Origin of the sequence: Streptomyces sp. AA4 (assembly GCF_000158875.1) — a bacterium.
Classification (GTDB): Bacteria; Actinomycetota; Actinomycetes; order Mycobacteriales; family Pseudonocardiaceae; genus Amycolatopsis.
Window position 1 is genome coordinate 8,065,618 of record NZ_GG657746.1, and the last position, 26,274, is coordinate 8,091,891.

Annotated in this window: 23 protein-coding genes, 1 tRNA gene and 1 pseudogene; 12 read left to right on the forward strand and 13 right to left on the reverse strand. The window is 69.2% G+C overall.

Annotation, left to right across the window (positions count from 1 at the left end):
- The first annotated feature begins 40 nt into the window (after window positions 1-40).
- A complete protein-coding gene (locus SSMG_RS36830) occupies window positions 41-334 on the forward strand; it encodes a hypothetical protein (protein ID WP_037716087.1) in 294 nt (97 codons plus the stop codon).
- Entirely contained in the window at window positions 334-903 is a 570-nt protein-coding gene (locus tag SSMG_RS36835) for a hypothetical protein (protein WP_009084656.1), read from the forward strand. The genes SSMG_RS36830 and SSMG_RS36835 overlap by 1 nt, the downstream gene beginning before the upstream one ends.
- On the opposite strand, the gene SSMG_RS36840 is transcribed toward SSMG_RS36835, so the two are convergent.
- The 4 genes from SSMG_RS36840 to SSMG_RS36855 all read right to left on the reverse strand — a co-directional run bounded on the left by SSMG_RS36840 (window position 900) and on the right by SSMG_RS36855 (window position 3,031).
- Window positions 900-1,694 carry an SAM-dependent methyltransferase gene (locus SSMG_RS36840; RefSeq protein ID WP_078561024.1) on the reverse strand — a complete coding sequence of 265 codons (795 nt, stop codon included), beginning with the start codon at window positions 1,692-1,694 and terminating at the stop codon, window positions 900-902. The genes SSMG_RS36835 and SSMG_RS36840 overlap by 4 nt on opposite strands.
- A 260-nt stretch (window positions 1,695-1,954) precedes the next feature.
- Window positions 1,955-2,041 (reverse strand) — tRNA-Ser (locus SSMG_RS36845).
- A 43-nt stretch (window positions 2,042-2,084) separates the two neighbouring features.
- Window positions 2,085-2,525, reverse strand: coding sequence for a nucleoside deaminase (locus SSMG_RS36850; RefSeq protein WP_037716091.1), 441 nt, complete (start codon window positions 2,523-2,525; stop codon window positions 2,085-2,087).
- Between the two features lie 23 nt (window positions 2,526-2,548).
- Window positions 2,549-3,031, reverse strand: a complete 483-nt coding sequence (locus SSMG_RS36855) for a tRNA adenosine deaminase-associated protein (protein WP_037354362.1) — start codon at window positions 3,029-3,031, stop codon at window positions 2,549-2,551.
- 76 nt (window positions 3,032-3,107) lie between these two features.
- On the opposite strand from SSMG_RS36855, the gene SSMG_RS36860 reads away from it, so the two are divergent.
- Entirely contained in the window at window positions 3,108-4,337 is a 1,230-nt protein-coding gene (locus SSMG_RS36860) for a M20 family metallopeptidase (protein WP_037716094.1), read from the forward strand.
- Between the two features lie 37 nt (window positions 4,338-4,374).
- Here SSMG_RS36860 and SSMG_RS36865 read toward each other — a convergent pair whose 3' ends face one another.
- Window positions 4,375-5,088 (reverse strand): class I SAM-dependent methyltransferase, encoded by a 714-nt coding sequence (locus tag SSMG_RS36865; protein ID WP_009084665.1) that lies wholly within the window; start codon window positions 5,086-5,088, stop codon window positions 4,375-4,377.
- Between the two features lie 143 nt (window positions 5,089-5,231).
- Between SSMG_RS36865 and SSMG_RS36870 the strand changes: the two genes are divergently transcribed.
- Complete coding sequence (locus SSMG_RS36870; RefSeq protein WP_009084667.1) at window positions 5,232-6,140, forward strand: dihydrodipicolinate synthase family protein; 909 nt, start codon at window positions 5,232-5,234, stop codon at window positions 6,138-6,140.
- A gap of 4 nt (window positions 6,141-6,144) precedes the next feature.
- Here the strand turns inward: SSMG_RS36870 and SSMG_RS36875 are convergent, their stop codons facing one another.
- Entirely contained in the window at window positions 6,145-7,110 is a 966-nt protein-coding gene (locus tag SSMG_RS36875; protein WP_100267180.1) for an RNA polymerase subunit sigma-70, read from the reverse strand.
- A gap of 210 nt (window positions 7,111-7,320) precedes the next feature.
- Between SSMG_RS36875 and lysA the strand changes: the two genes are divergently transcribed.
- Window positions 7,321-8,655: a diaminopimelate decarboxylase gene (lysA, locus tag SSMG_RS36880; RefSeq protein ID WP_009084670.1), complete on the forward strand. Its 1,335-nt coding sequence runs from the start codon at window positions 7,321-7,323 to the stop codon at window positions 8,653-8,655.
- Here lysA and SSMG_RS36885 read toward each other — a convergent pair.
- A complete protein-coding gene (locus tag SSMG_RS36885; protein WP_037716099.1) occupies window positions 8,652-10,178 on the reverse strand; it encodes an APC family permease in 1,527 nt (508 codons plus the stop codon). The genes lysA and SSMG_RS36885 overlap by 4 nt on opposite strands.
- A gap of 191 nt (window positions 10,179-10,369) precedes the next feature.
- Between SSMG_RS36885 and SSMG_RS36890 the strand changes: the two genes are divergently transcribed.
- Window positions 10,370-10,867 (forward strand): Lrp/AsnC family transcriptional regulator, encoded by a 498-nt coding sequence (locus tag SSMG_RS36890; protein WP_009084674.1) that lies wholly within the window; start codon window positions 10,370-10,372, stop codon window positions 10,865-10,867.
- A 1,947-nt stretch (window positions 10,868-12,814) separates the two neighbouring features.
- On the opposite strand, the gene SSMG_RS36895 is transcribed toward SSMG_RS36890, so the two are convergent.
- Both SSMG_RS36895 and SSMG_RS36900 read right to left on the reverse strand, forming a co-directional pair.
- Window positions 12,815-14,647, reverse strand: coding sequence for a LamG-like jellyroll fold domain-containing protein (locus SSMG_RS36895; RefSeq protein WP_009084675.1), 1,833 nt, complete (start codon window positions 14,645-14,647; stop codon window positions 12,815-12,817).
- 112 nt (window positions 14,648-14,759) lie between these two features.
- A complete protein-coding gene (locus SSMG_RS36900) occupies window positions 14,760-15,254 on the reverse strand; it encodes a DUF6328 family protein (protein ID WP_009084677.1) in 495 nt (164 codons plus the stop codon).
- Window positions 15,255-16,450: 1,196 nt separating this feature from the next.
- Here SSMG_RS36900 and SSMG_RS36905 point away from each other — a divergent pair.
- Entirely contained in the window at window positions 16,451-17,038 is a 588-nt protein-coding gene (locus SSMG_RS36905; RefSeq protein ID WP_009084681.1) for a superoxide dismutase, read from the forward strand.
- Between the two features lie 10 nt (window positions 17,039-17,048).
- Here the strand turns inward: SSMG_RS36905 and SSMG_RS36910 are convergent, their stop codons facing one another.
- The gene (locus SSMG_RS36910) at window positions 17,049-17,450 is read right to left on the reverse strand and encodes a TIGR03667 family PPOX class F420-dependent oxidoreductase (RefSeq protein ID WP_009084682.1); all 402 of its coding nucleotides are present in this window, start codon (window positions 17,448-17,450) and stop codon (window positions 17,049-17,051) included.
- Between the two features lie 192 nt (window positions 17,451-17,642).
- Window positions 17,643-19,301: a DUF2339 domain-containing protein gene (locus SSMG_RS36915; RefSeq protein ID WP_199786090.1), complete on the reverse strand. Its 1,659-nt coding sequence runs from the start codon at window positions 19,299-19,301 to the stop codon at window positions 17,643-17,645.
- A gap of 261 nt (window positions 19,302-19,562) precedes the next feature.
- On the opposite strand from SSMG_RS36915, the gene SSMG_RS45745 reads away from it, so the two are divergent.
- On the forward strand, window positions 19,563-19,805 hold the full coding sequence (locus SSMG_RS45745; protein ID WP_158688128.1) for a hypothetical protein: 243 nt from the start codon (window positions 19,563-19,565) through the stop codon (window positions 19,803-19,805).
- A 716-nt stretch (window positions 19,806-20,521) separates the two neighbouring features.
- Here the strand turns inward: SSMG_RS45745 and SSMG_RS36930 are convergent.
- Window positions 20,522-21,475 carry an AraC family transcriptional regulator gene (locus tag SSMG_RS36930; protein WP_199786091.1) on the reverse strand — a complete coding sequence of 318 codons (954 nt, stop codon included), beginning with the start codon at window positions 21,473-21,475 and terminating at the stop codon, window positions 20,522-20,524.
- A gap of 165 nt (window positions 21,476-21,640) precedes the next feature.
- Here SSMG_RS36930 and SSMG_RS36935 point away from each other — a divergent pair, with 165 nt between their 5' ends.
- Window positions 21,641-22,498, forward strand: coding sequence for an NAD(P)H-binding protein (locus SSMG_RS36935; RefSeq protein ID WP_009084690.1), 858 nt, complete (start codon window positions 21,641-21,643; stop codon window positions 22,496-22,498).
- Window positions 22,499-22,822: 324 nt separating this feature from the next.
- Window positions 22,823-23,959, forward strand: coding sequence for a tRNA dihydrouridine synthase DusB (gene dusB / locus SSMG_RS36940; protein ID WP_286157002.1), 1,137 nt, complete (start codon window positions 22,823-22,825; stop codon window positions 23,957-23,959).
- Window positions 23,960-24,128: 169 nt separating this feature from the next.
- On the opposite strand, the pseudogene SSMG_RS44065 reads toward dusB, so the two are convergent.
- Window positions 24,129-24,539, reverse strand: a pseudogene (locus tag SSMG_RS44065) (Hsp20/alpha crystallin family protein); the annotation flags it as partial.
- Window positions 24,540-24,704: 165 nt separating this feature from the next.
- Between SSMG_RS44065 and SSMG_RS36950 the strand changes: the two are divergent.
- Together SSMG_RS36950 and idi are read left to right on the forward strand one after the other, a co-directional pair.
- Window positions 24,705-25,538, forward strand: coding sequence for an alpha/beta fold hydrolase (locus SSMG_RS36950; protein ID WP_037716107.1), 834 nt, complete (start codon window positions 24,705-24,707; stop codon window positions 25,536-25,538).
- Window positions 25,539-25,686: 148 nt separating this feature from the next.
- Entirely contained in the window at window positions 25,687-26,250 is a 564-nt protein-coding gene (gene idi, locus SSMG_RS36955) for an isopentenyl-diphosphate Delta-isomerase (protein ID WP_037716109.1), read from the forward strand.
- The last annotated feature ends 24 nt before the right edge of the window (window positions 26,251-26,274 follow it).

Here is a 26,274-nt window from a genome sequence, read left to right on the forward strand (position 1 = left end):
GCGGGCCGCGGTTCGCGCTCTCCCGGAAGCGGAGGTCCCGATGGCAGGTTCGATGAGCGAGCGGCTCAACGCCGCCGCGGACGCGCTCGATCGAGCGGCTGCCGACGCGGACCGAGCGGCGGGCCGGTTCGCCGAAGCCCGTCTCGAATCGACGCCGTGGGGCATTTCCGCGCCGGCGCGGGAAATCGCCGCCCGGTGGGAGGCCGCGCTCGCCGCGCGGGACGTCGACGCGCGCATTCTCGGCGACGCGACGTCCGACCTCGCCGGCCAGCTGCGGATGGCCGCCCGCGGCCACCACCACCGCCCGACGATCGCGACGGCGCTGCTGAGTTGATGCCGTTCCTCCACCCGGCGCTGGACAACGCGGCCGCCGGGCTTGCCTCATTGAGCGCCGCGGCCGCCGCGATCGGCGCACCGGACCCGGTCGCCGCACTGCGCCAGATCGACTGTTCCCCGCAGACGATCCGCGAATCGGCGCGCACGCTTTCCAGCGGACGCGACGTTTTGGTGATGGCGCGGCTGGAGTTCGAACGCGGGGCGCACAGCGCGGAACGCAAGTGGGGCGGCGAACCGGCCGCGCGATTCCGGGGCTGCGCCGACGAACTGGACGCGCATTACCGGCAGGCTGCCGAAGCCGCTGCCCGCACCGCGTCGGTCGGCCTGGATCTGGCGGATTTGCTTGACCGGCTGGCAGATCAGACCGCGGCGCGGGTCATGCTGATCGCCGAAGGAGTGTCGCCGGCGGCCGTCGCGCTCTTGGCGGGTGACCGATCCGCGGAGCCAGCGGTGCGCGAAGCGTGCGCGACCATCGCGGAAGCGGTCGAGCGCGGCGTCGCAACCATAGGAGAGGCAACGACTTTCCTCGACGCGTTCGGCACACCCGTGTTGCAGGAAGAGAATTAACGGGTCGCGAGCACGAATCCGCCGCGAGTGTGCTCCAGCGGTTCACGCCCGTACCGGACGGAAAGTTCCGCCACCGTAACGGTTTCCGGCCGCCAGCCGTGCTCGGCGAGCCACTCCGGAGCGTCGCCCGCGAGCCCGCCGCGCCAGAGCGCCGTGACCTCGCCGCCGTATTTGCGCGCCCGCTCCAGCAATCCGTCGCGATCGCCGTCCGGCCGATGCTCGAACGAAATCCGACTGCCCGGTGCGGACACCTCGGTGACGGCCGTGAGCAGCCGCTCCGCCTCGTCACGGCTGAGGTAGACCAGCAGCCCCTCGGCAAGCCACACCGTCGGCTTGCCCGGGTCGAATCCCTTGTCGCGCAAGGCAGTGACCCAGTCGTCCCGCAGGTCCACCGGGACCACCGTCCGCTCACACCGGGCGCGCGCCCCTTGTTCGGCCAGCACGGTTTCCTTGAACGCGAGCACGTCCGGCAGGTCGACCTCGAACACGCGCGCCCCGTCGGGCCAGTCGAGCCGGAACGCCCGCGCGTCGAGCCCGGCCGCGAGAAGCACCGTCTGCGTGCCACCAGCGACGAAGTCGTCAAAGAACCGGGTGCGGATCGCGACCTGCTGCGCGAACACCATCCCCAGCTCGCGGTGATTCTCCCGGCCCTCGAAGATCGCGCGCCCGGCGTGGAAAAACGCCCCCGCGTACGGATCCTCGAACAGCCGATCCGGCCGCCCGCTCTCCAACGCCCGCAGCCCGGCGACCCCCACCGCAGTCTTGCCAACAGCCGGAAGCTCTCCGCTCATGCTCCCCACGCTACTGCGAAAACACCCCACTTGACGGCCATTACTCGCTAGCCGCACCCACCCACCCAAAGCGAGCACCACGACAGGGGCCCGGGGGCGAAGCCCTCCGGTGGCCGAACCCGCCCACCCAAGGCGAGCACCACGACGGGGGGTCCGGGGGGCGAAGCCCCTCCGGGCGGGGCCTGGGGGTTGCACCCCCAGAAACACGGCGGGCGAGCCAGGCCGACGCTTTCCGTCGGCATGGCTCGCCCACTCGCACGCGGTGGCGGTGGGATTTGAACCCACGGACGGGATTAACCGTCACACGATTTCGAGTCGTGCTCCTTCGGCCGCTCGGACACGCCACCGCCGAGAACAATACCGGACCCCTTCCGCGGGGTTCGGCGGGGGTTACTCGGCCCCTAGCCGGCGGTCCGCGAAGTACGCCTCGAGCAGGGCCGCGCAGTCGCTTTCGAGCACACCGCCGTGGACTTCCGGCCGGTGGTTGAGGCGGCGGTCGCGCACGACGTCCCACAGCGACGACACCGCGCCCGTCTTGGGCTCCCAGGCTCCGAACACCAGCCGCGCGACGCGGGCGAGCACGAGCGCGCCGGCGCACATCGTGCAGGGTTCCAGCGTGACCGCGAGGGTGCAGCCCTCCAGCCGCCAGCCGTCGCCGAACTCGCGGGCCGCCGCGCGCAGGGCGAGGATCTCCGCGTGCGCCGTGGGGTCGGCCAGTTCGACGCGCGCGTTGCGGGCCGCGGCCAGCGGGCGCCCGTCGGGGTCGAAGACGACCGCGCCGATGGGCACGTCGGCACCGGGGGCGCGGGCCGCGTCGAGCGCGGCCCGCACGGCCTCGGTGTCGTCCGGCCGTCTCAGAGCTGGTCCAGCAGTTTCGAGAACTCGGCCTCGAAGCCGCACCGCTGGGCGATCATCTGGAGCTGTTCGTCCGGGTAGAGGTCGACCTCGCCGACGATCACCTCCAGTTCGCCGCCGGGCAGGCCGAGGTCGGCCAGGATTTCGAGGTCGCCCTCGGGCCAGACCGCGTCGTCGTCCTCGTCCGGGGGGTCGACGCGCAGGACGTCGAGGACGTCGGCCGCGATGTCGTAGTCGAGCGCCGCGGCGGCGTCAGACAGCAGCAGCGACGGTCCCCTCGGGCTCGGCCGGACGATCACGAAGAACTCGTCGTCGACGGCCAGCAGGCCGAACGCCGCCCCGGTCGACCGGAGCTTGCCCAGCTCGGTGATCGCCGCATCCAGTTCTGTGAGCGCCGAGGAATCGAGCGCACTGCACCGCCACCGACCGTCTTCACGGACCACAGCTATCGCGAAGCCCGTGACCGGCTCTTGCACCGCCATGCGCACACCGTATTCCGCCTCGCTGGCGAACGCACGCACGGTGCGCCCGAAGCGTGCGAGGTGCCACTATCGAGCCATGACCGGACCCACCGACCTCCCCACCCTGCCCGGCAATCGCCACCCCGGGCTGCTCGACGCCGCGCGGCAGCTGCAGGACCGCACTGTCGAGCTCCGCCGCGCCGTGCACCGGCACCCTGAACAGGGCTTGCAGCTGCCGCGCACCCAGGCGGCGATCCGCGCCGCGCTGGCCGACCTGCCGATCGAACTGACCGACGGCCGCTCCACGACGTCGCTCACCGGCGTGCTGCGCGGTGCCCGGCCAGGCCCGGCCATCCTGCTGCGGGCCGACATGGACGCGCTGCCGCTGACCGAGGACACCGGCCTGGAGTTCTCGTCCGAGATCGACGGCACGATGCACGCCTGCGGACACGACACGCACGTCGCGATGCTCGCGTCGGCCGCCCGGCTGCTGTCGGAGCGCGTCGACGAGCTGGCGGGTTCGGTGGTGTTCATGTTCCAGCCGGGCGAGGAGGGCCTGCACGGCGCGCGGCACATGATCCACGAGGGAGTGCTGGACGCGGCCGGCACGCGCGTCACGCGTGCCTTCGGCCTGCACACGATCGCCAACAGTCCAAGCGGCGTGCTGCAGGTGCGCGGCGGGCCGATGATGGCGTCGGCCGACACGTTCAGCGTCGAGGTCACCGGCCGCGGCGGCCACGGTTCCGCCCCGCACGACGCCATCGACCCCGTTCCCGCCGCGGCGGCGATGGTCGGCGCGCTGCAGACGATGGTCACGCGCCGGATCAGCGTCTTCGACCCGGCGGTGGTCTCGGTGACCCGCATCGTGGCCGGAACGACGACGAACATCATCCCCGAGACGGCGGTGCTCGAGGGGACCATTCGCACCCTCTCGGAGACGACGCGGTCCTTCGTCCGCGAGGAACTGCCGAAGGTGTGCGAGGCGGTCGGAGCGGCCCATGGCTGCCGCGTGTCGGCTGGGGTGGACCCGGGCTACCCGACGACGGTCAACGACCCGCAGGTGGCGGCTGAGGTGTTGTCGCTGGGTGCGGAGGTGCTGGGGCCGGACCACGTCGAGGAGCTGACCACGCCGATCATGGGCGCGGAGGACTTCTCGTATGTGCTGCAACGGGTTCCGGGCACGTTCGCGTTCATCGGCGCGCGCGAGCCGGGAGCGGATCCGGCGACGACCGAGGACAACCACTCGAACCGGGTGAAGTTCCACGAACCGGCGATGGCCGCCGGGGTCGCCATGTACACGGCGTTCGCGTTGGACGCCCTGCGCTGAGGATTCGGCACGCCCTCTTCGCCGGGGGCGTGCCGGTTCACTCGGCTTGGGCGAGGAAGACGAACTCGCGGTCCGGCCGGTCGGGGGCCTGCCGGACGTCCAGGACCCGGTAGCCCTCCGCGCGCAGGCTCGTCTCGACCTCGTCCTGACTGCGGAATCGGAGGGTCGAGTCCGAGGCGATAACGGTCCCGTCGGCCAGGAACCGGTATGTGGTGCGGAATGAGACGAGCGGCAGCCGGACTTCGGTGACCTCGACTCGTTGCTCCACCGCCCCGATCCCGGGCACCTCGCGGGTGTGCGGCGGCACGTCCCAGGTCTCCCACGCGCGGTAATCCGGCCGCCGGGTCTCGAACACCAGATACCCGCCGGGCCGCAGCGCCGTCCGGATTCCGCGGAGGGTCGCCGCCCAGTCGTCGTCGGTCAGGAAGACCTGCGCGACGTTCCCGGTCATCACCGCGAGATCCGCGTCCAGCGGGGGCAGGGTGGTCGCGTCTCCGTGCCGCCAATCGACGCGGCGGTCCTTTGCCCGCGCGATGTCGAGCGACGCTTCCGCCGGATCGACCCCGATGACGGTGCGTCCGGTTTCGGCGAGCAAGACCGCCAGGCAGCCGGTGCCGCAGCCGACGTCCAGCACCCGGCGAGCCGCCAGCTCGTCTGCGATCCGGAGATACGCGGGCAGGTCGACCCGGTCGCCGTCGAACGTGTCGTAGATCGGCGCGAGGCGGGGATGGGCGAACAACGCGTCGGGCATCTGCCCACCGTACCCAGGTTCTCGCCAGGTCGGGCCGCTCTTCGACGGATTTCCAGGACGCTGAACCCAAAGGTCAGGACGATTGTCCTGGCTCGCCTCGTGTTACTCTTCGCTTTGTCGAGACATCATATATCAGATCGGATCTGCTCGTGGCGTTCGAGAAACAGCGACAGCGGCTCGCCGGCGTGGTGGCGATCCCGGTGACCCCCTTCACCGCGGCCGGGGACGTGGACGCCGAGACGTACGAGCGGCTCGTCGAACGGCTCGTGCTGAGCGGCGTCGAGGTCGTCACGCCGAACGGCAACACCGGCGAGTTCTACGCGCTCGAAGAGCAAGAAACGCGACAGTGTCTCGAACTCACCACGAAGGCGGCGCGGGAGGCGAGCGTCCTCGCAGGCGTCGGCCATGACGTGCGTACAGCGGTGAAGGCCGCGAAGCACGCGCGCGCTTCCGGAGCGGACATGGTGATGATCCACCAGCCCGTGCATCCGTACGTATCGCGCGCGGGTTGGATCGACTATCACCGCGCTATCGCGAACGAAGTGCCCGAACTCGGGGTTGTGCTGTACGTGCGCAACCCCGCCATCGAGGGGGCAGACCTGGCACAGCTCGCCGACGCCGCACCGAACGTGCTCGGCGTGAAGTACGCGGTGCCCGACCCAGTGCGCTTCCGCACCGTCGCGCGCGACGCAGGGTACGAGCGCTTCGTGTGGATCGCCGGTCTCGCCGAACTGTCCGCCCCTGGGTACTTCGCGGTCGGCGCGACGGGCTTCACCTCCGGGCTGGTGAACGTCGCCCCGCAGATCTCGCTCGACCTGTTCCGCCGCCTGCGCAACCACGACTTCGCCGGAGCAATGGAGATCTGGGACCGCATCCGCCCGTTCGAGGAGATGCGCGCCGCCCACAGCAACGCGAATAACGTCAGCGTGGTCAAGGACGCGCTCTCGCAGCTCGGCCTGTGCCGCCCCGACGTTCGGCCGCCGAGCAGGCTGCTGACTGCGGCCGAACGGGACCAGCTGTTCGGAATCCTGTCCGCGTGGGGGCTTTCGTAACGAGTCAGGCGAGCGCTGGCGGCAGGTCGAAGGCTGGGAATACCTCCGGGCCGAAGGTGGTCACCTCCGCGACCCGACTGCCGTCCAGCCGCAGCGTCACCAGACCGAAAGGCCGGAACTCTCCGACTGTGCGCGCGTACGTCGCGAGGGCGGGCAGACCGTTCGCGCGCGTCTCGACCACGCGGAACTCGACAGCGTTGCCCCCTTGCAACGCCGGTGCCCAGGCTTCGAGCACTGCGGCTCGCCCCGCATACCAAGTCGGTTCCGGTCCCATGTGCCCGCCAGCGCCGGGAGCGTGACTGCAACGCACGTCTTCGCGCAACAGCTCAGCGAAGGCCGCTTCGTCGTGCTCTACGAGCGCCTTCACGTACTTCGCAACGACAGCGCGTTCCTCGTCGCTCGCGGACGCCGACGCCCACTCCGTACGTCGTGTAGGCAAGTGCTCCTGCAGTTCGGCCCGCGCGCGCAACACATTGCTGTTCACCGACGCAGGCGTCGTACCGAGCACTGAAGCCGCTTCGCGCGCAGACCAGCCGAGTACGTCGCGAAGCACCAACGCAGCACGCTGTCGCGGCGAAAGATGCTGAATGGCGGCGAGGAACGCCAACTCCACCGTCTCGAGCGCGACGACGACAGCGTCCGGTTGAAGCGCGCTGTCGGGCGCAGGCTGCAACCACGGCACGGCGACATCGGGGCGCGGCGCGAGGTCGGAGTCGTGCGCAACCGGCAGATCGAGCGTCGGCAGCTCGCGCGGATGCGCTTCGAGGTGGTCGAGACACGCGTTGGTCGCGATCCGGTACAGCCACGCCCGCAGGCTGGCGCGGCCCGCATACGTCGAACGGCTGCGCCACGCGCGCAGCAGCGTCTCCTGGACCAGGTCTTCCGCCTCGTCGAACGAGCCCAGCATCCGGTAGCAGTGCACCCGCAGCTCGTGCCGGTACGGCTCGGTCTCGCTCGCGAAGTCGGTCATCTGTTCAACCATGTCCGATAAGACGGCGAGTCGCCCGAAAACTCAGCAAAGCCCAGCTCAACCGGGGCGTGGCGGAAGTTACTCGCGCGTTAAGAACGCGTCAGCACGACCGCCCGGACCGTCAGGGGCCCGTTTCCGGGACGTTCCGGTCCGGGGTCGGCGCCGTGTGCTGGCGGTGTTCGCCGCGATCGACATCGACCGGAGGTAACCGTGACGCTCAGCGAGCTGCTCCCGAGTCTCGGCTGCGAGGCCGCCGACCACCTAGAGCCGGGACTCTGGCCGCAAGGCACGAAGCTCGGCGAAGGCGGCGAGTTGCTCTTCGCCGGCGCGCCGGTCAGCCACCTGGCCGCGCGCTTCGGTACGCCCGCCTACCTCCTCGACGAGGAACAGGTGCGCGAAACGGCCCGCGCGTACCGCCGTGCGCTGCCGGAAGCCGACGTCGCCTTCGCAAGCAAGGCGCTCTGTACGCGAGCAGTGTTGCGTTGGGTCGCCGAAGAAGGACTGTCCCTCGACACGTGCTCCGCAGGAGAGATCGCCGTCGCGCGCGCTGTCGGTTTTCCCGCGGAGCGCATTCTGTTGCACGGCAACGCGAAGACACCTGAAGATCTGAAAGCCGCGCTGCAGTACGGCGTCGGCCGCATCGTCCTCGACTCTCTCGACGAAGTCGAACAACTCGGCGCGCTCGCACACGGCGCACAACGCGTCCTCATTCGCGTCACGCCCGGCGTCAGCGGCGACACGCACGCTGCGATCACAACCGGCACCGAAGGACAGAAGTTCGGCTTCTCGCTACGCGCCGACGTACGCGACAACGTCGACCGCGCTGTCGCAGCAGTACTTTCGCAGCCAAGCCTGCAACTGACCGGACTGCACTGCCACATCGGCTCGCAAGTGTCCCGTGTGGACCGTTACGAGGAAGCCGCGCGGCGGATGGTCGAAGTACTCGTCCGCATCCGCGACCAATACGGAATCACGTTGCGCGAACTGGATCTCGGCGGCGGCCACGCGGTGCCGTACGCCGACCGCGAAGCATCCTTCGACCTCGACGGGTACGCACGACGTCTCCGCGTCGCGCTGGGCTACGAATGCTCGTCACGCGACTTCCCCTTGCCCCGACTGACCATCGAGCCCGGCCGCGCGATCGTCGGACCGGCCGGGATCACCGTTTACCGCGTGTGCGCAGTGAAACGCGGCGCGCGCACCTTCGTCGCTGTCGACGGCGGTATGAGCGACAACCCGCGCCCCGCACTGTACGGCGCGCGCTACACCGCGCGTCTCGTCGGCCGTCGCACGAAGGCCGCGCGTACGCCGATGACAGTGGTCGGACGACACTGCGAGTCCGGCGACGTACTGGCGGATGTCTGTCTGCCCGACGACATCCACGTCGGCGACCTGTTGGCCGTACCGTGCACCGGCGCGTACCACCACTCGCTGGCGTCGAACTACAACCTCGTCGGACGCCCACCGCTGGTCGGCGTCCGCGACGGACACGCGACGCTCCTCGTACGCCGCGAAACCGAAGAAGACCTGCTTCGCCGCTGCTAGCTTTCGATGGTCTGACCGTCGCGGGCAACGGCGCCGCGCGTCAGACGTCGCCCGGCGAAGAAGTCTCGGCACGCGCGTTGCACGGCGAACATCAACGGGAAACCCACGAGGATCGCCACGACCCCAATCACCGCAACGCCGCCAATACCGAACACAGTGGTCTCTCCAGCGTCAGGCTTCGCGTACGCGATCGCCGCAAGCACCAGTACCGCCAGGAAGAACACGCCGCCCACAAATGGCAGTAGGCCGCGAAGCAAGAAGTTACGCACGCTCGACAACAGCGTCCGGCGAAACACCCACACGCACGCAAGTGCCGTCATCGTGAACTCGATCGCGATCGTAAGCCCGACCGCGTCGACCGAATCCGCGAGCACGTTCCGGCTCCACAACGCCAGCAGCACGTACAAGGCCAGCGACACCAGCCCGAACGCCCACGTGGTCACCGACGGCGTCTGGTACTTCGGATGCACGCGGGCGAACACCTTGGGCAGCGCGCCGTGGCTGGCCATCGACAACGTCGTCCGCGCGGCGGGCATGATCGTCGCCTGGCTCGTCGCCGCGCCGCTGGTCAGCACCGACACGATCAGCAGCACCCCCATGACCTTGCCGAACCCGGACGTCCCGAACACCGCGCCGCCCAGCCCGGCGAGCACGTCCTCGGCGTTCGCCTCGTTGGCCAGCCCGATCCCGTGCTCGCCGACGCCCGCGAACGCCAGCGCCGCGACGGTCACCAGCAGGTAGTTGAGCACCAGCAGCACGGTGGACAGGATCGCCGCGCGGCCCGGCGCGTGCCGCGGATCGGCCGATTCCTCGTTCACCGAAAGCGAACTCTCCCAGCCCCAGTAGATGAAGACCGCGAGCAGCACCGCCGACACCGCCGTCCCGACGCTCACTCCGCTCGGCCACAGCCAGTCCCACCGCGGCAGGCTCGCTTGCGGGCCCGCAGTGCCTCGGTAGACGCGCGTGAGCGCTACGACGGAAAAGATCACCAGGACGGCGAGTTCGATGCCGAGGAGGATCCACTGCGCCCGCGCGGACACCTCGATGCCGCGGTAGCAAAGCCAGCAGAGCGCGAGCAGCCACGCGCCTCCGATCGCGGTCGTCACCGCGCGGTTGCCGGCGAGGTCGTCTAGACCAAACAGCAGCAGCGTGTACCGGCCGGTCAGCGCGGACTGACTGCTCATCACCAGCAGTTGCTCCACCAGGACCACCCAGCCGGTCATCCACCCGACCCGGCTGCCGAACGCGCGGGTGGCCCAGGTGAAGTTGGTGCCGCAATCGGGTTCGGCCGCGTTCAGTTCCCGGAAGGCAAAGGCGACGAACAGCACCGGCACGAACGACAGCAGCACGAACGCGGCCGCCTTGAACCCGGTCCCGGCGAGCACGATGAACCCGAGCGTCGCGGCGATCGAATAGGCCGGGGCGGTCGAGGACATCCCGATCACCGTCGAAGACACCATGCCGAGCGCGTTCGAACGGAGCCCCTTGGCCGGCACCACAGGTGCGGCGACGGCTTCGGTCATTGGAATATTCCTCCTAGAGATCGGCGGTTCGCGACCGTACCCGCTGTTTGCCCGAGCCAGAACGGGGGCGTGCGGGAGCGCACATGTCCGCCATCTGGAGAAGAAAACGGGAAAGGGTCTCCTGCTCTCCGGCTCCTGCCGATACGCTGCGCGTCTGACAAATCACATGCCGAAACACAGGGAGGGACGGCATGGGTGACGAAAACCGTACGAAAATCGAGGAACCGCGTGCTCCGAGAGCGCTAGACGGGACGGACCGGACGCTCATCACGCTGTTACAGGAAGACGGCAGGGCGTCGTTCACCGCGCTGGCCAAGGCGGTGGGTCTTTCGGAGGGCGCGGTGCGGCAGCGAGTACAACGGCTGCTGCGGGAGGAAATGGTGCAGATAGTCGCCGTGACCTCGCCGGAACACGTCGACCTGACCCGAAGGGCGATGGTCGGCATCACGGTGGACGGAGACGCCCGCGAAGTGGCCCAGCAACTGGCCAAGGTCGCCGACGTGCACCAGGTAGCACTCTGCTCAGGCCGCTTCGACCTGCTAGCGGAACTGCTCTGCCGCGACGACGACCACCTGCTGTCCGTACTAGGCGACGAGGTACGGCCGATCGCGGGCGTGGTCTCGACGGAGCTGTTCGTGTACCTGAAGCTCGCGAAACAGGACTATTCGTGGGGACGGCTCACCGCCTGAACCACGGATTCCTGGCTGGTTTCGCGGCCGGGTTTCCGCGGATCGGGGTTCGCGGGCTGGGTCTCACGGGGTTCGTGGGCTGGGTGTGCGGATCGGGATCGCGTGCTGGGTCTCGCGGGGTTCGCGGGGCTCGCAGGCTGACTCTCGCGGGGTTCGCGGGGCTCGCAGGCTGGGTCTCGTGGGGTTCGTGAGCTGGGCGCGCGGATTGCGCTCGCGGGCTGGGTCTCGCAGGATTCGCGGGCTCGGTGCGCGGATCGGCTTCGCGGGCTAGGTCTCGCGGGGTTCATGGGCCGGGTCTCGCGGGTTCGTGAGCCGGGTGCGCGGATTGGATTCGCGGCCTGGGCTCGCGGGCCGGGTCTCGCGGAATTCGCGGGCCGGGTGCGCGGGTTAGGTGCACGGGCTGGGTTCGTGGGCTGGCGTGCTCAGACTGAGTTCTCGGTGGGGTTCTCGGTCTGAGGTGCTGGCCGGGCTTCCGGCGCGGCGCGGACGGACTGACTGCTTGGCTGGGCAGTTGAGCTGGGCTTTAGGTCCAGGTTCATGCGCTGGAGCCCCCGACTGGCCCCTCGGGCGATGCCCGCGGGTCCTCGGCACGGTCCCCAGACCAGCGCGGCCGGATCGATCGGCTGCGCCGGACTGGTTGAGCGGGCTGAACCGGGTCGACACCGGCGCGGCCCGTCGAGCCGGATCGGGTCGATTGCGTCGGCGTGTACGTCGGCGTGGCTCGTTGAGCTGGACTGAGTCGGAACCCGGCTGCGTCAGCCTGGCTCGTTGAGCTGGATCTGGCACCCGGCTGCCTCGGCCTAGCTCGGTGAGCTGGATCTGTCGGCACCCGGCTGTGTCGGCCTAGCTCGGCGGGCTGGACCGGGTCGGCACCCAGCTGTGTCGGCTTGGTTCGTTGGCTGGACCGGGTCGGCACCCGGCTGCGTCGGCTTAGCTCAGTCGGCTGGACCGGATCGGCACCAGGCTGCATCGGCCTGGCTAGCTGGACCGGATCGAACTGCCTCCCGGCAGGATCGACTGGTCCGCGGTCTAGACCACCTGGTTCCGCGGACACGGCTCCCGGGCCGCCGTCGCCAACGGCGCTCCTGGACTGGACCAACCCGGCCCCGCGGCACGACCCCGGGCGGCTGGCACCCGATCGACCGAGGTCAGGCTTGCCCAGACGCGATCAGCCAGGACGTCGAGCACCGGCTCCGAAGTCCCGTTTCTAGCATCAGCGCTGGTGACGGCTCCGGAATTCCGGTGCCAATGTCGGCCCGGCGAGGTCCGACCCAACCACCCGTTCCGACAGCGGGCTCAACCACCCGCCCAGGCACCGCACCCAGCCCCACGGCTGGTCCAGCAACGACGCTGGCCAGCGCGGGCTAACCCCGTCCCAGCAACGACGCTGGCGGCACCCGGCACCAGCCAGCAACGACGCTGGCCCAGACCACGGCCCGACCGCTGGCTCCGGCAACAATGCCGACCCAGCACACGGAAGCAGCCCCACCGCTGGCACCAGCAACGACGCTGACCCAGCACACGACACCAACCCACCCGTCGGCTCCAGCAACGACGCTGCCCGGCGACGGACCGGCCCCGACGTTCCCTGCCCCAGTCCCCGGCACGGGAACGCTCGCCGGGCACGCCTTCCGCGCAACAAGCCCAGTCCCGCTCACCGGCACAGTGCTGACCTCAGCAAAAACGAGGCCAGCACTCACCCTGGAAAGAATTCCCGCCCCCTGATGCTACTTCAAGATGACTATTACCTCCCGCCCCCGATTAGACCGACCGGACGAAGCCATCAGTTTCGCTAATGCCTCCGAACGGCCGCACCAGTCGAATTTGCCCACCGCGCACTCGGAATAGCGAGCCGCGGATTCGGGTCGGCCTCAGCTGCCAAGTCCGGATCCAATCCCCGGCCCGCGCGCCCGGCGTTCCGCAATCGCCGAGCCCAATCGGCATCGCTTATCCGCCCAGCAGGAATTCCCGCGGAGCCAGCGCCCGGTCGACGACGCGCGCTTCGCCGATCTCGCCGTAGAAGCTCCGTTCCACCTTGCCCCGGTACGACGACGCGCCGACCAGCCAGCTGCCGCCCGGATTGGCCAGGCCGATCGCCGGGGTCTTGGGGTTGCGCAACAGCGGGCAGCCGTCGACGTACAGGGTGCTGCGCCATCCGTCGTTGACAACCGCGACGTGCCACCACTTCGCCAGCGGCAGTTCGTGACCCCAGTTGGTCGAGATTCCGTTCTGGTTCAACGGGAATACCGCCCACTGCAGCTCGGCGCCGTCCGAGACGCTGAACGTCGCGGCCGATTCGTTGGGGTCGTCGCCGGATTTCCCGGCCGCGCCGCCGTTGCCGAGGCGCGCGAAGATGCCGCACCAGCCGTGGGTGCCGTCGCGGAAGTCCTCGGGCAGGCGGATGAACGCTTCGACGGTGTAGCCGCGCTGGAAGGTCAGGTTGTTCATCGGTGCGCTGTCGACGGTCTGGAGATACGCGCCGCGACCAGGGTTGCGCGCGCCGTCGAACCGAAGACTCGCCCGTGACGGTTGGCGGGGCGAGAAATCCGCCGAGTAAGTCAACGCACCGGGCCCGCTGCCCGGCACGGTCGCGCGACGCAGGTCGTTGCCGCGGCCGGAGAGATCCTTGATCACCGCGTCGTCCGGCACCGGAGCCCCCGCGCGACCGCCCTCGAACCGCCAGTACGCGACGGTGCCCGGCACGAGCTGCGGCTTCACCGGGCGAGCCGGCGGCACCGGCACGGGCGCGAAACTGGCGAACCGCTGGTCGAAGTCGATGTCGAGGCTGAAGTAGTCGACGTCGGTGCTGCGCTCGGCCTCGATGCGCTCGAGTTCGGTGAGGTCGCGCTTGCCGTCGAGCCACGGCGAGAAGGTGCGCACGTCGATCACGCCGCGGGCGACGTCGAACTGGTACAGCCGGATCATGCCGCTGCCGCCGTAGTAGCGGTCCTGGTAGTTGGTGAGGTGCAGGTGCACGTCGTGGCCGGCGGCGTTGCGCTTCACCAGACGGCTCGGCGGCCAGTAGTGACCGTTGAGCGTCAGGAAGATCTGGTCGCTTTCGTTGACGAACTCGTCCCAGACCTTCTGCCCGAAGTCCGACAGGAACGCCTTGCCCTGCTCGTCGGAGTTGACCAGCTCGTGGATCGTCAGGATGGCGGGCATCTTCGGGTGCTGCGCGAGAACCTGCTTCGCCCACGCGAACCCGCCCGCTGAGGGACGCCAGTCCATCGCGAGCACCAGCCACTCCCGACCGGCGGCCCGGAACACGTGGTAGGTGTTGTAGCCGTCCTTCGACGAGCCGCGGAACGTCGGCGAGTTTCGCTGCCGCTGCGGCCCGAACGCGTCGAGGTACGGCGTCCGGCCGCGCTGGTCGTCGGTGGAACCGTCGATGTCGTGGTTGCCCGCGAGCGTGCTGTACGGGAACCGGAACCGGTCGAGCACCTGGAACGACCGGCTGATGCCAGCGAACTCCCGGGCTTGCCCGTTCTGAGTGAGGTCGCCGAGGTGCGCGAGGAAGACAACGTTGTCGTCCTGTGCGTGCCGCAGCAGGTACGACAACGAGGCGTCCACCGGCGTCGAGTCGCCCCGGTCCTCGTCGAACAGGTACTGGGTGTCCGGCATGACCGCGATCGTGAACCGCGGGCTGTCACCGTCCGGCCGCCGAGCGACACCGGGATCGGCCGCGGCGATCCCGTTCAGACCAGGAAGCGCGGACACAGCCGCCCCGGCACCGAGAATTCCGGCACCGCGCAGGAAGTTCCGCCGTGAAGAGTCAGTCACGAGCTGGAAGCTACGGGCCGGTCCCGACCGCTACGGCAACAATTGCCGACGGCTCGATGAACACCGACATTTCTGTCCTGCGCAGGACAAACAGCAGTCGGACCGACGCCGCTCAGTGACCGTCGCGGCGCCTTTGGTCGCCGACGAGCATGCCCGGCACCGCAAACCAGAGCAGCCCGAACAGCAACACGGCCATCCCGCCGACGAGCCCCATCGCGACCGGGCCGAAGGAGACCTTCGCGATCAGCGCGACAGTCACCGTGATCGCCGCGGCAAGACACCCAAAGCCAACGAGCACGACCCGGTTGCCGACCCGCAGGATCTGCTCCCGCCGCCCAGTCCGGAACAGCATCCGGTGCCACGCCGCGGGCGCGATCAACAAGGCCGTCGCCGCGACGGTCAGCAGCACCGCGAGCAGATGCAGCGTCTTCTCGAACCCGCTGGCGTCGTGGAACCGGCCCGTGAAGACCACCGACAGCAGGAACCCGAAGAGGATCTGGACGCCCGCCTGCGCGACCCGCAACTCCTGCAACAGCTCGCCGACGTTCCGCTGCAGCATCTGGTTCCGCGTCTCGCCGGTGTGCTCGACGTCGTCGCCAACGTCCACCGACCCGTCGACCTGCGCTGGACCACTGCCCTGCACAGATTCGCCAACCCCGGGCGACGCGCTGCCGCTGGCCGACTCGCTGCTCTCGCCCGACCCGCTGCCGGTGGCCGACTCGCCGGTCTCGGCCGACCTGCTGACCTCCGCCGGTCCGGGGGCAAGTACAGGTCCGCTGCCCTGCGCCGACCCGCTAGACCCCGGCGATCCAGGAACCTGCCCTGGGCCGCTGGCTCGTACCGACCCGCTAGGTGGTGGCGACCCGGCAGTTCGCGACGGTCCGGGGGCCTCCGCAAGTTTGCCTTCCTGCGCCCGCCCACCGGATGGCGCCGTTCCACCGCCACGCGCCGGCCCGCCTCCAGCCGATGCACCTTCGGTCGATTCGCCGCCGCGCGCCAGCCCGCCGCGGGTCGCCCCATCTCCGGGCGCTCCGGCGTCGGTCGGTCCGTCACCGCTGGCCTGCCCGCAGGGGTCCGCCGATCCACCGCTCTCCGACGGCCCGCGAGCCTCGCCAGGCGCGCTCGCACCTGCCGATCCACGGTCATCTGGACGACGGCCGTCAAACCCCATGGCGTCAGTCGGGTCGTCAGGCATGTCAGGCTCCACCGGTGCTCGCCGAAGCATCGCCGGGCAAGTCCGACGCTGCCACGCTGCCAAGTACCCAACGCGCCAACGCCCGAAAACTCGCCACGCCAGCCGGGCGACTCGGACCTCCCCGCGACCGCCGTGCGAACCGCCTCCGGCCCGGCAGCCGCTCCTTGGCGCGGAGCGCGCCTCAAGTCGAACCAGCCACACCTCGAGAGGCCCTCCACGGCCAGCGTCAGGCTTGATGGCCCGTCCGGCATCCAGGCGAGGCGCACACCGGTGCCTCGGGGCCTGGACCGCTCCAGACCTGGCCCTCGTCCCGCCAGCCGACGTCAGACCTGGCCCTCGGCATGCGCCGGTCCACACCCCGACCCTCACCACGCCGGTCCACACCCGACCCTCGCCCGGCCCAGGTCCGCACTCGACCCGACCCTCGCCCGGCCCGGTCAACGGCCGACCCCGGCACACACGCCTGAAGGGGCTGACCCCGGCACCGTCACCACCCAACGGCCGCACGCACCTCACCCTGCACGGAAAGCCTGCCGAGATCCGGGCGACCCCCACACGTTCGAGTGGAGAACATGGCACCGCAGGCACCGACTGGTTAGAGAAGTTTCATGCGTTTCCTCCCTAAGCTCCTTTCCGCGGCTCTCGCCGCCGGTCTCTCCGTCACGAGTCTCCCGGCCACCACCGCCGCAGCTGGTCCAACCAAGGCTTCGCCGCTGCACTTCACTGCTGCCCACGGCACCTTCGAGGCCTACGCGCCGGGCAGCCATGCCGTCACCTACCGTCCGGCTCTCGTGCCTGCCGGAGCCAGGGCGCACGTCTCCGCCCTGTCCGCCAGCCGCGTCGGCACCACCACCGTGCTGGTGATCAGCGGCCTCCTGCCGCAGCACGAATACGGTGCACACGCGCATGTCAACTCCTGCGGCGCCACCGGTGACGCCGCGGGCGGACACTTCCAGCACGTGCCGGACCCGGTTAAGCCTTCGGTGGATCCGGCCTACGCCAACTCGCGCAACGAGATCTGGCTCGACTTCACCACCGACCGCTCAGGCATCGGTCATGCAACCTCCATGGTGGACTGGACATTCACTGGACCGCGGGCGAAGTCCGTGGTGATCCACGAAACCCACACCCACACCGGCCCCGGGCACGCCGGAACCGCGGGTGGACGGCTGGCTTGCCTGGACGTCGGCTTCTAAAGGAGCTGGCTCAGAACCCCCAGGACTTCTCCGGCACGATCCGGATCCGAACGGAGTAGTCGGCGTCGAAGGCAGCCGGATCGGCGAACCCGATACCGGCGTAATGCCGCTGGTACTTCGCCAGGTAGCCGGGCGCTTCGGAGGCTTTGGCCTCGTCGATGTGCGCACGTCCGCTGACGACGATGATGCTCCCGCCGTGTTCGTCGCTATTCAGGTGGAAACTCACCTCCGGATTGGCAGCGAGATGCCGGAGTTTGGCCGTCCCGGGCCGGCTGAAGACCACGATGTCCTCGCCGTCGAGCACGAACCAGACCGGCCTCGGCGCGGGCCGTCCGCTCGCAGTCACGGTGGTGAGCCATGCGACGGATTCGCCTGCTCGTTCAATGAGTTTCGGGTCGTGGGTGTAGGTCATGGTCGGATACCTCCTCGGTAGGTTTCCCAGGTAACCACGAGCCACCGACAGTTCTGTGCCGCTGGTCCGTGCCGAGGCCTCACAGAGCCGTCCTCGACCATCGCGCCGACAGCCAATTTTTGTTGCAGCAAAAGGGAAACCCCCGATCCGGACTCAATCTCGATTCGCCGGATCGGGGGATATCTCGGGCGTTCAGCGGGACGCGACAACCCGCGCGTAGCGGGCACCCGCCACCAGCAGGATTACCCCGGCGCCGAGGAAAGCGCCCACGCGCGCCAACCCGTCCAGCGCGGCGAGGTCGAACAACACGAGCTTCGCCACCGCCGCGGCTACCAGCACCAGTCCGGTGATCCGCAACGCGACCACCTTGATCCCGCGCAGGAGAAGGACGAAGGCCACGACCGTCCAGGAAACCGTGACGAGTGTGTGGCCAACCAGGAATCCGACGCGGCCAGGGGCTACGAGCATGGACGCGGCGAGCACCAGCCCGGCGGCACCGTAGAGCGCGCACAACCCCGCGGGCAGCCAAGGGGCGAGGCTGTCCGATGTCACTACCTTGAGCCGAATTGCCGCCCACGGCAACGCAATCGCTGCTGCGAGGAGAAGCGCTGCCGAGACCAGCATGGAAAGGAGCAGGTCACGCGGATGCCAATGCGGGAGCACCAACAGCGCCGGCGTCACCTCCGAACCGAGCGCGAACAGCCCGCCGATCACCGCGAAGGTGAGCGAACCGCCTAGCGCGTAACGGTTTCGAGCGAACTTCGCCGCGAACGCGAGCGCTACCGCTTCGCCGAGCAGGACAGCTCCGCCGTCGAACTGCGTGACGGTCGCCTGCATCGCGGCGACGAGTCCCGCGATTCCCGCGACAGTACCGGAATTCCCCCGGAAGATGATCCAGGTCGCGATGAGCACGACCGCTGTTCCGCCCGCCAGAAGCACGGATTCCGGCCTGTGCAGCACCAGTGCGGCAACCAGGATCGGCAGCGGAGAAACAGCCAGGACGGACAGCGAGTAAGGCTCATTGTCATTGCGCCGCAACGTGATCAGCGCAGCCGCCGCACTGACGACACCGGCAGCGATCACCGCCCACACCGGCAACGTGCGCAGCCCGATACCGATGAGCGCCGTTGTCAAGGGAGGAATGGCTGCAGTAAACGAAAGTGGCCACCATGACTGCCGGAGCTGGACAGGGACGGTCGCGATCTGGATCATGAGAAGGAACGTCACGAGTTCACCGGTGAAGCCCCACGTGATCAGGGGCGCACACACTCCGCATCCTCCCACCACGGCATTCGCCAGGAGAGGGGAATCCCATTTGACCGCAAGCACAAGGCCGCCCATCGCGATCGCCAAACCGACCGCGAGCCCGGCGGGAACCGGCAGGAAATCGTACAAGGAGGTGGCAGCGACAGTGTCGAGGTAAAGCGTCGCGATCCCAGTGGCGGCAAGGGCGAACGCCCCTGTGCGCCCAGCTGGTTTGCGGTGCAGCCAAGCACCCGCGCCGACCAGGATCCCACCGAACGCAGCGCCGACCGCGACCCGCGGCAACGGACCGAGCCAGCCGCGTTGGATGGCCAGGATCAACAGCAGGACGACCCCGAGCAAGGTCACCGCACCGCCGATCCACGCCAGCAGCCGTGAACCCGCGCCCTCACGGCCGAGTCGCTCACGGAGCGTCGGAACTGGGGTGTACGGCGGCGAGGCGTAGTGCAGCGCACCGTATGGCGGCTGGGCAAAGGGCGGCTGACCGTACGGCGGCTCGTGGGGATTGGTCTGCGCGTGCCCCTGGGCAGACGACGGCTGTTGGGACGCTGTCTGGGGGTGCTCCTGGCCAGGCTGTCCGACGAACACGTTGGTGGCGCGCTGTCCGTGGCCTGGCTGGTCGGCGGACTGGTCGGCTGCGACATCGCCAGCGGCGGGTTGTTCAGTCCCGGGTTGTGGCGTCGACGGGTGGGTCGCGCTGGCCGTGGGCTGGGCGGAATACGGTGCCGCGTAAGGGTTGTACGGATAGTAGCCCGGGCGGGGGTGGAATGCTGTCCCGTGCGCGGCCGCGTAGGCCGGGTGCAAGTACGGGCCCTGGCCCTGCGCAGCTGGGTAGCCCTGGGCGGGCACGTGACCCGGAGGAGTCGGGGGAGCCTGCGCGGCTGGGTGGCCTGGCGAGGCGGTCTGCTGCTGTTCGGCAGGGTGACCAGGCTCGGCAGCTTCACCCGGTCCGACGGGCTGGCCTGGTTCGACGCGGCGGCCCGGCTCGGGTGCTTGGCCCGGCGTGCCAGGGTGGCCGGGTTCGGCGGCGTAGCCGGGTTCGGCGGCGTGCTCGGTCGCGGCGACCGAGTCCGCTTCGGCAGGACGACCTGACGCGGACGGCTCGCCTGGCGCGGCAGCCTGGCCCGGCGCAGCAGCCCGATCCGGCGCGGCAGCCTGGCCCGGCGCAGCAGCCCGATCCGGCGCGGCAGCCTGGCCTAGCGCGGCAGCCTGGCCCGACGAGGCTGAGGATCCTGCTGGGTCGACGGAGCCCTGCTCAGCCGAGTGGCCGGAGCCGACGGGCGGAGTGCTCGCGGGCTGCGTGTCGCCAGACGGATACGCCGTCTGCGACGCCTGCCGAGTCGGCGCTGCCCGGTCAGCGGGGCTGCCCGGTTGGCCTGGCGTCGGCTGGGAGTCCGCCGCCGGGTGCGGGGCGGGTGCTTCGGCGGGCTGGTCAGTGGCCAGTTCAGGCTGGGGACGCACCGCGCGCAGCTCAGCGCCTACGTGCGTCAGGCGGCGGCCGAGGTCGTCCAGTTCGCCGGCCAGGCGGTGGAGCGTTGCAGCTTCCGTGGTCATACCGGACAGCATTGGCGAAACGACACGATGATCGGATCCGTAGCACTACTCAAGACCGGACACGAGATGGTCTCGTGACCGCGGGTACAGCCGTGTACCCGCGGTCACCTGGGCTGGCAACTGGTTCGGACTGTTCCGCGGCTTCGCCGTGGTCAGCTCACGGAAGCCGCGAGCAGGGACGGCTGCCTTGTCACGTTGCGATGAGTTCGCGGCGTGACAAGACACCCGAGGACCGTACGGCGCTCAACGACGTGTCATCGCGGTGTATCAACAGCGCCCGAATCGCGATGGTGCGTCGCGCGATAACGCCCCGGGGCCTGGCCGACGATCCGTTTGAACGCGCGCGCGAACGCGAATTCCGAGTCGTACCCGACCTTCCGGGCGATCTGACGCAGCGGCGCTTGGTCCTCGCGCAGCAGGCGAGCGGCCACGGTCATCCGCCAAATGCCGAGGTACTCCATGGGGGTGTGGCCGGTCGTCGACGTGAATCGGCGGCTGAATCGGGCGCGCGGGACACCGACGGCGTGCGCGAGGGTCTCCACGGTCCAGGGTTTGCCGGGATCGTCGTGCAGGAGTGCGAGCGCGGGGCCCACCGCAGGGTCGTGGAGCGCGTGGGCCCACCCGACCAACTGGTCAGACTGGCCCAGAAACCAGGTCCTCAGCGTGTAGGTGAACAGCAGATCGAGCAGCGAGGCCACCACCGCTGGCGTACCGCGGCCGGCCTGGTCGACCTCCGTGGTGAGCAGGTGGACGGCGGCGGCGAGGCTGGTGCCGCGCATCTGGCTCGCCGTCACGTGCACGACGTCGGGCAAAGAGTCGACGAACGGGTGCTGCGGTACCGGTTCGAGCAGGTACGCGCCGCAGACCAGGACGGTCTCGAGTCCCTCGCCCTCGATGACGAGGTCGGTGGCCGACAGTTCTTCCAGGTCGGCACCGAACAGCTCACGCACGGTGGGAGCCGGTCGTCCGGGGGCGTCGGCGACGACGTGCCCGGCGCCGGACGGCAGCAACGCGACATCCCCCTGCGCGAGATGCAGAGCCTGCCCGCCGTCGGGGACGAGCACGTAGGAACCGGCGATCACTACGTAAATCGTGGCGATCGATCGCGATTCGAACGCGATTCCCCAGGGGGCGCTCAGCAACGCCCTGCCGTAGACAACGCCGCCGCGCCTCAGGGCGGCGACGATCTGGCCCACGACGTCGGCCACATGATCGCGCTCACGACCGACCGCTTTCACGGGCACCGCCGTACCCGATTCGCTCCGGCACGGTGCCGATCGGACATGAATCTGACGAGAACTGCCATGGCGTGCGTCGATAACCCATTCCTACGGTGATGGTGTTACCGATTCGACCTTACTTGCGAGGAACGGGTGCCTGCCACAGTTCTTGTTCTCGGCGCGACCGGCCGCACCGGACGCCGCGTGGTGTCCTTGCTGGCTGAGCAGGGACACACGATCCGGGCAGCGAGCCGGGCCCCGGGGAGTCCCGAAGGTTCGGTGACGCCGATCCATTTCGACTGGGGCGACCCGGCGACCTACCCGCCCGCGCTGGACGGCGTGGACGCGATCTACCAGTGGTTCCCGATCAGCCCCGACACCACGACAGAGGTCGCGGCGCTGCTGGACGACGCCAAGACCGCCGGGGTTCGCCGGGTGGTCCACCTGTCCAATGCGACGGCGCAGCTGTCCGGCGAAGACTTCCCGATGCACTGGGTCGAACGCTACCTCGAAACCGGGCCGGTGCCCGCGACCATCCTGCGCCCCAACGTCTTCGCCGAAAACTTCTCCGAACACCCCGCGATCCTGCAGGGCATTCGCACCGGTCTCGTCTCGGTTCCCGCGGGCGATGGCCGGGTGGCGCCGATCTCCGTCGAGGACATCGCCGCCGTCGCCGCGGTCGCCCTGACCGAGGAACGGGCATCAGCACAAGACCTAAAAACACTGAACAAAGACCCGATTCACTGTCCTTTTCGGAACATGGCCGCGATCGTGGGTGACGCGGCGGGGGAAAACCGGTGCAGAAAACAGGCAATGGACCCGGCCGAGTTCCGCGAAGCCATGCTCCGCGGGGGCATTCCTGGCCATGTCGCCGACTTCTACGCCGCCCTGTACGAGGGCATCCGCAACAACTTGGCCGCGGACGTGACCGGCGAAGTCCAGCGGATCACCGGACGACCGCCGGTCTCCTTCGCCGACTACGCCAACGCGGTGGCAGCCCTCTGGCGGTGATCATCCGGAATTCCCCCCCGAACGCATCGCGGATCACCGCCTGCCCGTGCAGCCTGTCGGGAACGGTGACGGGCAGCTCCGGTCCGACAGCGAAGGGGCGAAGCGGGTGAACAACTGGGGGACGGCATGGGCCAGCCCGAGTTGGGTATCGCGTACTCGTTTGCTGTCCGTTGTCAACATGGCGACACGGCGGTCCGACCTGCGGAAACGGCTCTCACCGCAGCTGACGACGGCCCCGGCCGAGCCAGACGACACGGGCAAGCGACGCCGACCATCAACCAGCCCGACCGAGCGTGGCAGACGTCACAGGCGACAATGGAGGACGTGACTGCCACCTTGAGCGCGCCCACGTTGAAGATCGGCCCCTACCAGGTCGATCCTCCCGTCGTGCTCGCTCCCATGGCGGGCATCACCAACGTCGCCTTCCGGCAGCTCTGCCAGGAGTACGGCGCGGGCATCTACGTCTGCGAGATGATCACCGCGCGCGCGGTCGTCGAACGGCACCCCGGCACGATGCACATGATGACCTTCGGCGAGAACGAAAAACCGCGGTCCATGCAGCTGTACGGGGTCGACCCGAAGACCATGGCCGAGGCGGTCCGGATCATCGTCGGCGAAGGACTCGCCGACCACGTGGACAGCAACTTCGGTTGCCCGGTCGCGAAAGTGACGCGGAAGGGCGGCGGCGCGGCGCTGCCGTTCAAGCGGCGGCTGTTCGCGGACATCGTGCGCGAGTCGGCGAAAGCGGCGGCTGAGGGCGGCGTTCCGTTCACCGTCAAGTTCCGCGTCGGCATCGACGACGACCATCACACGTTCCTCGACGCCGGACGCATCGCCGAAGCCGAGGGCGCGGCTGCCGTCAGCCTGCACGCGCGTACGGCCGCGCAGCGCTACTCCGGTCAGGCCGACTGGTCGAAGATCGCGGCGCTGAAAGAGGCGGTCACCAGCATCCCGGTGCTGGGCAACGGCGACATCTTCAGCGCGGACGACGCCCTCCGCATGGTCGCCGAGACCGGTTGCGACGGCGTGGTCGTCGGACGCGGCTGCCTCGGTCGGCCGTGGCTGTTCGGCGAGCTGGAAGCCGCTTTCCAAGGGCGCGAGATTCCGGAGGGGCCGAACCTCGGCGAGGTCGCGCGCGTCCTGCGGCGGCACACCGAACTGCTCATCGAGCACGACGGCCCGGACAAGGCCATGCGCGACATCCGCAAGCACATGGCCTGGTACCTGATGGGCTTCCCGGTCGGCTCCGAGCTGCGCCGCGGCTTCGCGATGGTGACGAGCCTGAACCAGCTGGACGACCTGATCGCGCAGCTGGACCACGACGCCCCGTTCCCGTCCGCCGCGACCGGTCCGCGCGGGCGGCAGGGTTCGCCGGGCAAGGTGACGCTCCCGCACGGCTGGTTGGACGACCCGGACGACGACTGCGTCCCCGAGGCCGAAGACATGCACTCCGGCGGCTGACCGAGTCGACCCGGCTGATCGGACTTGAGGCCCGCGCACAGTGGTCCTCGATCGCGCGAACGCCCGGTCGAATATCCACATCGACCTGCGCAGACAACACTTGTCCCCAGGTTATCCACAACCCACTGTGGACAACCTGGGGACAACTTGGGTACGCGCCACAGGCGTTGATCTCCTGCGGCGCACCGCCCACGGTGATCTTGCGCGGCTGGGCCTTCTCGGCGACCGGAATGCGCAGGGTCAGCACGCCGTCGACGTAGTCCGCGGCGATGCGCGTCGTGTCGAGCGTGTCACCGAGGAACAGCTGGCGGGAGAACTTGCCGCGCGGCCGCTCGGACACCTGGACCTGCGCGTCCTCGACCGCGACCGGCGTGCGCTCGGCGCGGACGGTGAGCACGTTGCGCTCGACGCTCACGTCAATGGAGTCGCGGGCGATCCCCGGGAGGTCGAACTGGACGACGTACTCGTCGTCGGCGCGGTAGGCATCCATCGGGACGGAACGCGGCGCGGTGCCCTGACCGCCGAAGAACTGCTGGGCCAGGCGGTCGAACTGGGCGAACGGGTCAGTGCGGATCAGCATTGTCGAATCCCCTTTCGGACAACTGCGGCCAGCTGCTGGGGCGCTGACCAAGCCTTGCAAAGTTGCCAACGTGCGACTCAACTTATTTGTTCCCGTGTAGCTCACATCACAACACTGGTGCGAGACCGGCCGAAACTGTCGGTGCCGGTCCGTAGAGTGCGTCTCGTGATCGACCAGCTGACCATCCCGACCGACGCGGGATCCTTCGACGCCATCGCCGCCGGCCCCGAAGACGGCCGCCCGGTTCTGCTGCTGCACGGTTTTCCGCAGGCCGCCGTGGAGTGGGAGCACCAGGTGGCGACGCTCGGCGTGCTCGGCTACCGCGCGGTCGCGCCGGATCAGCGCGGTTATTCGCCGGACGTGCGGCCCGAGCGCCCGGCCGAATACGGCATCGCCACGCTGGTGTCCGACGTCGCGGCGATGGCGGACGCGCTGGGCTGGAACGAGTTCGACCTGGTCGGCCACGACTGGGGCGGCGCGGTCGCCTGGTGGACGGCCGACGAGCACCCGGAGCGCCTGCGCAGCCTCACCGCGGTGTCCACGCCGCACCCGGGCGCACTCGCCGAGGCGATGCGGACCGACGAGGACCAGCATCTGCGCTCGGCCTACATGACGGAGTGGCGGCAGACGCCCGCGACCGAGCGCCGCATGCTGGCCGACAACGCCAAGGCGTTGCGCGAGATCTTCGACCGGCGCATCCCGCCGAGCAAGATCGACGAGTACGTCCAGCGGCTGTCCGAACCGGGCGCGCTCACCGCCGCGCTGAACTGGTACCGGGCCGGGCGGCCGGGCGGGAAGATCGGCAAGGTTTCGGTGCCGACGATGTACGTGTGGTCCACAGAGGACGTCGCCTTCGGTTCCACCGCCGCGCTCGACACCGCGAATTGGTGCACCGGGCCGTACCGATTCGAGATGCTGGAGGAGGTGTCGCACTGGGTAGCGGAGGAAGCGCCGGAGGCCTTGACCTCGTTGATCGTCGAGCATCTCGGCAGCCGGTGACACCGGGTCCTGCGTGGACTGTCGTTCGGTTGGGCGTTCGACGGACTGGGGATTCGCGCGTTGCGTGAGGGCGCGACACTCGAATCGGGCGAAACGGCCACCCGGCTCGCGGTATCGGCCGGTGGGTGCGTGGTGTTCAGTATCCGGAGTGGACACCAGCACTGAAGCCGAAACCGAACGCGTTGTCTTCGTGACCGAGGACGGCGTGCCCACCGGGGAAACCGGGCCTAAGCTCGCCAGTCATCACGCGGAGACGCGGCTGCACCTCGCGTTCTCCTGCTACGTCCTGCGCCGTTCGGACAACGCCCTGCTGATCACCCAGCGCGCGCTGCACAAGAAGGTGTGGCCGGGGGTGTGGACCAACAGCGTGTGCGGTCATCCCGCTCCCGCCGAAGCGCTGGAGACCGCCGTGCGCCGGCGGGCGTCGTACGAGCTTGGGCTGCCCGAGCTCGAGGAGCTTGAGTGCGTGCTGCCCACGTACCGCTACCGCACGCCGCCCTTCCAGGGGATCGTGGAGAACGAGTTCTGCCCGGTGTTCGCTGCTTGGACGGACGCTGATCCGCGGCCGAATCCCGAAGAAGTGGGTGGCTGGCGATGGATTTCCTGGGCTGATTACACACAGTGGATCACAGATCCGACGGCCGACGCGAGTTACTGGGCCCGTGATCAATTCGCGCAGCTCAAGGATAAAAAGCCGTTCTCCGCGCTCTGAGCGAAGAAACTGCGCTGAGTGACA